Below are 6,293 nucleotides of genomic sequence, written 5' to 3'. Positions count from 1 at the left end.
TTTTCAACATAACGCGGATCGTTATTGTGCATACCGTCAATATCGGTCCATATCTGGATTTCGTCTGCGTTAATAGCAGCGCCAATCAACGAAGCAGAATAATCACTTCCTCCACGTTGCAGGTTATCAATTTCACCAAAAGCGTTTCTGCATATATACCCTTGGGTTATATAAATCTTTTTGTCACCTTGTTCTGCAACGGTTTTTGCAATATGTTCTTTTATATATGTACCATCCGGCTCATTGTTCTTATCGATACGCATATAATCAAGAGCAGGTAAAAGAGCAGAATCTTTACCATTTTCCAATAGATAATAATGGAAAAGTGCTGTTGATATTAGCTCACCTTGTGCTAGAATGGCTTTTTCTTCGAAAACCGTGAACATATCAATTGTAAACGATTTTATATATTCAAAATGAGACTTAATAAGCTCTTTACCCTTAGTTTTGTACTCTTCGCTTTTAAAAAGTTGTTCAACCTCTTTTTCGTATTTCGATTCAAGAGTGTTGATTATTTCATTAGCGCCATCGTGGTTTTTTTGGTACAGATAATTAGCGATTTCAACCAGACTGTTGGTCGTTCCTGACATGGCCGACAATACAACAATCTTCTGTACGCCATTATCAACAAGTTCAGCAACTTCCTTCATCCTCTGTGCTGAACCTACCGATGTTCCTCCAAACTTAAGTACTCTCATCTTAATTCAATCTATAATGTCAACAATAACTTAACGCCTGCAAAATTATAAGTTTTATTAGCAAGTTTGCTGTCTGATTAATAGAAATAGCGGCATCTGAATTTTGATTATTAACAAATTAGAGCCTCTTGCACTAAAAACAACCAAAAATAACAAAAAGTTAAAAATATAACAACAAATTTTATTTTTATGATTTTTGTGGATATTTATTAGATATTAAACAATGTGTGTTTTTCTCTTATCGAAAATGGCTCTACCTTTGACGAAATTTTGACAGTCATGAAGATTCTATCAGCTCAGTTTCATAAAAGTAGTGCCAAAAGCAGCCAATGTCCTAAAGAAGATCGACCTGAATATGCTTTCATTGGTCGCTCTAATGTTGGTAAATCATCATTGATTAATAAGTTGTGTGGCCGAAGAGCGCTTGCAAAAATATCATCCACACCGGGTAAAACTCAACTGATTAACCATTTTTTAATTGATGATAGTTGGTATTTGGTTGATTTACCTGGCTTTGGTTATGCTAAAGTGTCTAAGACCATTCGTGCAACTTTTGGTAAATTAATAACTGATTATATTTCGAGCCGAAAGAATCTAATGTGCTTGTTTGTGTTAATAGACTCACGCATACCGATGCAGGAAATTGATTTGGTTTTTATGAATTCGATGATCGAAAATGGAGTTCCAATTGCGATTGTATTTACCAAAACCGATAAGTTGAATAAAGCCCAATATGCCACCAATATGAAGAATTACGAGGAGAAGTTATTGGAATATTGGGAAGAACTTCCGCCTGTTTTTTACACGTCTGCCAAGAGTGGTGACGGCAGTGAAAATCTGCTTGAGTTTATTGACAACCTGAATCAGAAGTGGTAAAGTCTTGTTGCTGAGTAGTGTGTATTTGAAAATCAACAATTATATTTTTTTATGGGGATTGTTCATGTTAAGAAAATATGAATTGATTACCTTTGCAGCCACAAAGCAACATTGAAATAATCTGATAAACATCAATTTAAATGCCACCGAAAGCTCCTATTAAGATATTTGCGGGAACAAGTACGAAATATCTTGCTGAAAAAATTAGTCTTTGCTCGGGCAGAGAATTAGGTAGTGTTAACTGCTTACGATTCAGCGATGGTGAATTTACAACTGCCTACGAAGAAACTGTTCGTGGATCTCACTTATTTTTATGTCAGTCAACATTTCCACCTTCAGATAACCTGATGGAATTGTTAATGATGATTGATGCGGCCAAACGAGCCTCTGCATATAAAATTGTGGCTGTAATGCCATATTTTGGATTTGCAAGACAAGATCGTAAGGATCAGCCACGTGTAGCTATTGGAGCTAAATTGGTTGCAGATATGTTACAAGCAGCAGGTGTAGACCGTGTTATCACAATGGATTTGCATGCTGATCAAATTCAGGGATTCTTTGATATTCCGGTTGACCACTTATATGCATCGTCTATTTTTGTTCCGCATATCAAGCACATGAACCTGGAGAATCTGGTAATTGCCTCACCTGATGTAGGAGGAACCAAGCGTGCTAACACTTACGCTAAATTTCTGGAAACACCAATGGTTATATGCCATAAACAGCGTTCAAAGGCGAATGTGGTTGATGAGATGCGAATTATTGGTGATGTAACCGATAAGAATGTGATTATCGTGGATGATATGGTTGATACAGCTGGTACATTAACGAAAGCTGCCGATATGATGTTGGATGCAGGAGCCAAAAGTGTTCGTGCATTTACTACTCATGCTGTTCTTTCAGGTCCAGCCTATGAGCGCATTAAAAACTCAGGTTTAGCGGAACTATATGTAACTGATTCTATTCCTTTGAAGCAAGACTGTAGTAAAATTAAAGTATTATCAGTTGCTCAACTTTTTGCAGATACAATCGAAAAAGTATATAATTATCAGTCGATAAGTAATCAATTCTTGATCTAAAGTATTATCTTTGCAGCCGCTTTAGAGCAAGCGTGTGATGGGAAATTAAGCCTCACATGGTTATAATTTTGAGTAGCACTTAAAAAAAAGAATTATGCAAACAATTGAAGTTAAAGGTTCTGTACGTAATGAGCTAGGTAAAAAATCGACCAAAGCTTTACGTGCTGAAGGTAAAGTACCTTGTGTAATTTACGGTGGTGAAAAAAACATTCACTTCACAGCTGCGGAAGCTGAATTCCGTAAAATTATTTACACTCCAAACGTATACATTATCAATGTAAACGTAGACGGAACTGTTTATCCTACAATTCTTCAGGATTCACAATTCCACCCTGTAAAAGAGCAGATGCTTCATGCTGACTTCCTTCAGGTGAAAGAAGACAAACCAGTAGTGATTGAAATTCCTGTTAAACTGGAAGGTTTCGCAGAGGGTGTTAGAGCTGGTGGTAAGCTTCAGTTAGAGAAGCGTAAACTAAAAGTACGTGCTTTAGCAAAAGATCTTCCTGACACTTTAGATATCAATATTGACAATATTGGACTTGGTAAAACCGTTCAGGTTGGTGAGTTATCTTTCGACAACCTGGAACTATTAAACGCTAAAAATGCCGTAGTGGTTGCTGTACGTCTGACTCGTGCTGCTCGTGCTGCTGCTCAGCAAACTGCAGAGTAATATTACAACTCTATATCAAGAACCTCCATATTTTGCATATGGAGGTTTTTTGTATTTTAGCCATGCTCAATTAAGAAGGTAATGCTTAAGCGCGTAATTAATTTCTTTAAAAAGGAAAAGGATAATACACCCCCGGACATGAAGTATTTGGTTGTTGGTTTAGGAAATATTGGTGATGAATATGATCAGACGCGTCATAATGTTGGTTTTGAAGTACTGGATACCATAGCCAAGAGAAACGAAGTTCGGTTTGAAGATGAACGATATGGGGCTGTTGCCCGTTTCAAATTTAAAGCTCGTAGCTTTATCATGCTAAAACCTAATACTTATGTGAATTTAAGTGGGAGAGCAATTAACTACTGGATGCAGAAAGAGAAAATACCTCTACCCAACTTACTTGTAGTAGTTGATGATTTGGCTTTACCTTTTGGTACTTTACGTTTGAAAACGAAAGGTGGGGATGCAGGGCATAATGGTTTGAAAAGCATACAGAGCACACTTGGAACTGCAAGTTACTCAAGGCTTCGTTTTGGCATTGGTAATGAGTATCAAAGAGGTAGGCAAGTTGATTTTGTGTTAGGTAAATGGACGGATGAGGAGTGGACTGAACTAATGGAACGAACCAAAGTTGCGGAAGATATTGTAAAAGCTTTTGCAACCGTGGGTGCCGGGCAAACGATGAGTCAATACAATAATAAATAGGATTTATCACAAAAGTGAAATTTGAATTATGAGTGGATCTGGAGTTCGAATTGATAAATACCTTTGGGCTGTTCGCCTGTTTAAAACAAGGAGTATTGCCGCTGAAGCGTGTAAAAAAGGAAAAGTTTCTATTAATAACATGCCTGTAAAGTCATCACGCGTCATAAAAGCAGGTGACGAAATTGATATACGTGTACCTCCAATTGTGCGCAAATATAAAGTGTTGGATGTAGCAGAAAAAAGAATGGGAGCAAAGCTAACACCTGATTTTGTGAAGGACATTACTCCTCCCGATCAACTTGAAATGTTGGAACTAGCAAAGTTGGCAAGTAATGCTAACCGTGACAGAGGAATGGGACGACCGACGAAGAAAGATCGACGTGATCTGGAGAGATTACAAGAAGGAGACTGGGATATTTAGATAATAGTATGATTGTAGCTCAACAAAAAAAGAAGGAGAATATCATTGAGTATATTCTCTATATGTGGCAGGTAGAAGACTTGATTAGAGCCAATAAGCTGGATATGGAATTAATAGATAAGCATATCATTGCAGGCTATAAGCAAAATGAAGATGTAACCCTCGAAATAAGGGATTGGTGGTCCAACTTATGTGAGATGATGCGTTTGGAGAACAAGGCCGAAAAGGGACATTTACAGATCAATGTTAATACGGTGAATGATGTTAATCGCCTGCATAATTTATTACTTAAGTCGCCAAATGAAATGGCTTACCAGCATCTTTATAATAGTATGGCAGCTAGTATTCAGGAATTTGATAACAAATCAGGAAATTCGCTGGCCAATGATGTTGAAATATGCCTGACAGCTATTTACAGTTCATTTTTGCTGAAACTGAGAAATCAAACGGTTTCTGAGCAAACTGATATGGCGATTAAAACATTCAGTAAATTACTTGGCTTATTAGCTAAAAAGTATCAGGAAGAACAACAAGGTAAACTTCAGCTGTAATGCACCTCGCATGACTTTGTGCCAAACAACCTGTACCTGTTATTGGCTATGTAGTAATAGAGCCTGTTGACCAAGTTTTTGGGAAATTGTTTCAGGACTTTAGAGATGTTTTTGTAAAAGCCTCCGGTTAAAGTAAGTAAACTAAGTGCTGCTTCACCTGCTTCTAAAGCTTCAGTTTCATCAATAAAAAGCAATGCTGTTGGCTTTTCATTGCTAACAAGTTGGAAAGGTAATAAATGAGCTTTCGTGTCAAGGCCTTTTCTCTTTAAGGACTTAACAAGGCTATGGCAAAAGTTACATTGTCCGTCAAAATACACAATAGGGACTATATTTTCCTTGATATCCTGCATATGCAGAATTTATATGGTTTCTGATTCAGAAGCAGGCAGTGCTTCATGGTTTTCACCTTTGATATTATTCGATTCTGTATGATGGTTGGAATGAAGGTAGGCATTGGCATCCGTTACAAAACCTTTATCTGAAAAAATATCAAAAATAAAATCTTTATCACTGTATCCTTTACAGGTTGAGATTAACTTCTTTTTCATATCGAAGAGTTTATTGTTATAGGTTTAAAATTACATCCTATACCCTTATGCTGGTTTTCAATAACATTATCTCTTTGTTAAGAAAACAGGACAAGAATAACAAATGGTCTTCAACAGGTAAACATAACCGGAAGTTAATTGGTTCAGAAATCTAGGGTTTTATAATCACTACATCAGCTCGCCTGTTAATAACTCTGATCGGGCTATTTTTCTTTTTACTCTTTGGTATCAACAAGTCTTCTTCTCCTCTTGGATGAAGATTAAACCTGTTTTTGTCTATACCTAAGTCATCGACGAAATATGACAGCACAGCTTCACACCTTTTTTTACTGATTTCCAGATTCTCTAAAGCGTTGTCCTTACTGTCATTATAGCCATATATATCAACGGTTGAGCCAGGATTCTTTTTCATATACAGGGCAGTGGTAGCCAGTTCAACCTGGTCTTTGGTATCAAGACGACTCGCCTTTGAATCAAAATATACTGATACCATTTGGTTACTGCCATATACTCGCATTGCATGATGTAGTATAGTTACTGTATCAATTTCTATAACTCTTTGGGATTCATATTGACGCAGTTCTTCTTCTAATAGCGCTACTTCGTCTGCCAAAGGATCTTTCCTTGGTCTTTCGAACACATTAAAGCCATAACCGCGGTGTGTCCAGCGGGAGTGACGTTTATCTTTTTTACCGATTTTGTATGCAAGGTGAATATTTGAATACCAATATTTGTCATTATTAGCACC

At 37.0% G+C, this 6,293-nt stretch carries 10 protein-coding genes; 6 read left to right on the top strand and 4 right to left on the bottom strand.

What is annotated here, in order from left to right; translation table 11 throughout:
• On the bottom strand, positions 1 to 698 hold a 698-nt coding region (locus tag AC4MRQ_RS24435; RefSeq protein ID WP_491200353.1), incomplete at its 3' end, for an amino acid kinase family protein.
• Positions 699 to 977: 279 nt separating this feature from the next.
• On the opposite strand from AC4MRQ_RS24435, the gene yihA reads away from it, so the two are divergent.
• The 6 genes from yihA to AC4MRQ_RS24405 all read left to right on the top strand — a co-directional run bounded on the left by yihA (position 978) and on the right by AC4MRQ_RS24405 (position 4,997).
• Entirely contained in the window at positions 978 to 1,574 is a 597-nt protein-coding gene (yihA, locus tag AC4MRQ_RS24430; RefSeq protein ID WP_491200352.1) for a ribosome biogenesis GTP-binding protein YihA/YsxC, read from the top strand.
• 140 nt (positions 1,575 to 1,714) lie between these two features.
• Positions 1,715 to 2,653, top strand: a complete 939-nt coding sequence (locus AC4MRQ_RS24425) for a ribose-phosphate pyrophosphokinase (RefSeq protein WP_491200351.1) — start codon at positions 1,715 to 1,717, stop codon at positions 2,651 to 2,653.
• 94 nt (positions 2,654 to 2,747) lie between these two features.
• Positions 2,748 to 3,323 carry a 50S ribosomal protein L25/general stress protein Ctc gene (locus AC4MRQ_RS24420; protein WP_491200350.1) on the top strand — a complete coding sequence of 192 codons (576 nt, stop codon included), beginning with the start codon at positions 2,748 to 2,750 and terminating at the stop codon, positions 3,321 to 3,323.
• An 81-nt stretch (positions 3,324 to 3,404) separates the two neighbouring features.
• A complete protein-coding gene (pth, locus tag AC4MRQ_RS24415; protein WP_491200349.1) occupies positions 3,405 to 4,025 on the top strand; it encodes an aminoacyl-tRNA hydrolase in 621 nt (206 codons plus the stop codon).
• 28 nt (positions 4,026 to 4,053) lie between these two features.
• Positions 4,054 to 4,446, top strand: coding sequence for an RNA-binding S4 domain-containing protein (locus AC4MRQ_RS24410; RefSeq protein WP_491200348.1), 393 nt, complete (start codon positions 4,054 to 4,056; stop codon positions 4,444 to 4,446).
• Between the two features lie 8 nt (positions 4,447 to 4,454).
• A complete protein-coding gene (locus AC4MRQ_RS24405; RefSeq protein ID WP_491200347.1) occupies positions 4,455 to 4,997 on the top strand; it encodes a DUF4924 family protein in 543 nt (180 codons plus the stop codon).
• Here AC4MRQ_RS24405 and AC4MRQ_RS24400 read toward each other — a convergent pair.
• From AC4MRQ_RS24400 to AC4MRQ_RS24390, 3 genes are all read right to left on the bottom strand, one after another.
• Positions 4,988 to 5,347 carry a thiol-disulfide oxidoreductase DCC family protein gene (locus AC4MRQ_RS24400; RefSeq protein WP_491200346.1) on the bottom strand — a complete coding sequence of 120 codons (360 nt, stop codon included), beginning with the start codon at positions 5,345 to 5,347 and terminating at the stop codon, positions 4,988 to 4,990. The genes AC4MRQ_RS24405 and AC4MRQ_RS24400 overlap by 10 nt on opposite strands.
• Before the next feature lie 9 nt (positions 5,348 to 5,356).
• Positions 5,357 to 5,545, bottom strand: coding sequence for a hypothetical protein (locus tag AC4MRQ_RS24395; RefSeq protein ID WP_491200345.1), 189 nt, complete (start codon positions 5,543 to 5,545; stop codon positions 5,357 to 5,359).
• Between the two features lie 151 nt (positions 5,546 to 5,696).
• Positions 5,697 to 6,293, bottom strand: a 597-nt coding sequence (locus AC4MRQ_RS24390; protein ID WP_491200344.1) for an OmpA family protein, incomplete at its 5' end; no start/stop codon positions are given.

It is taken from the genome of Carboxylicivirga sp., assembly GCF_982718395.1.
Note: the sequence above shows the minus strand (reverse complement) of the source record. Positions and strands in the feature narration are given on the sequence as shown.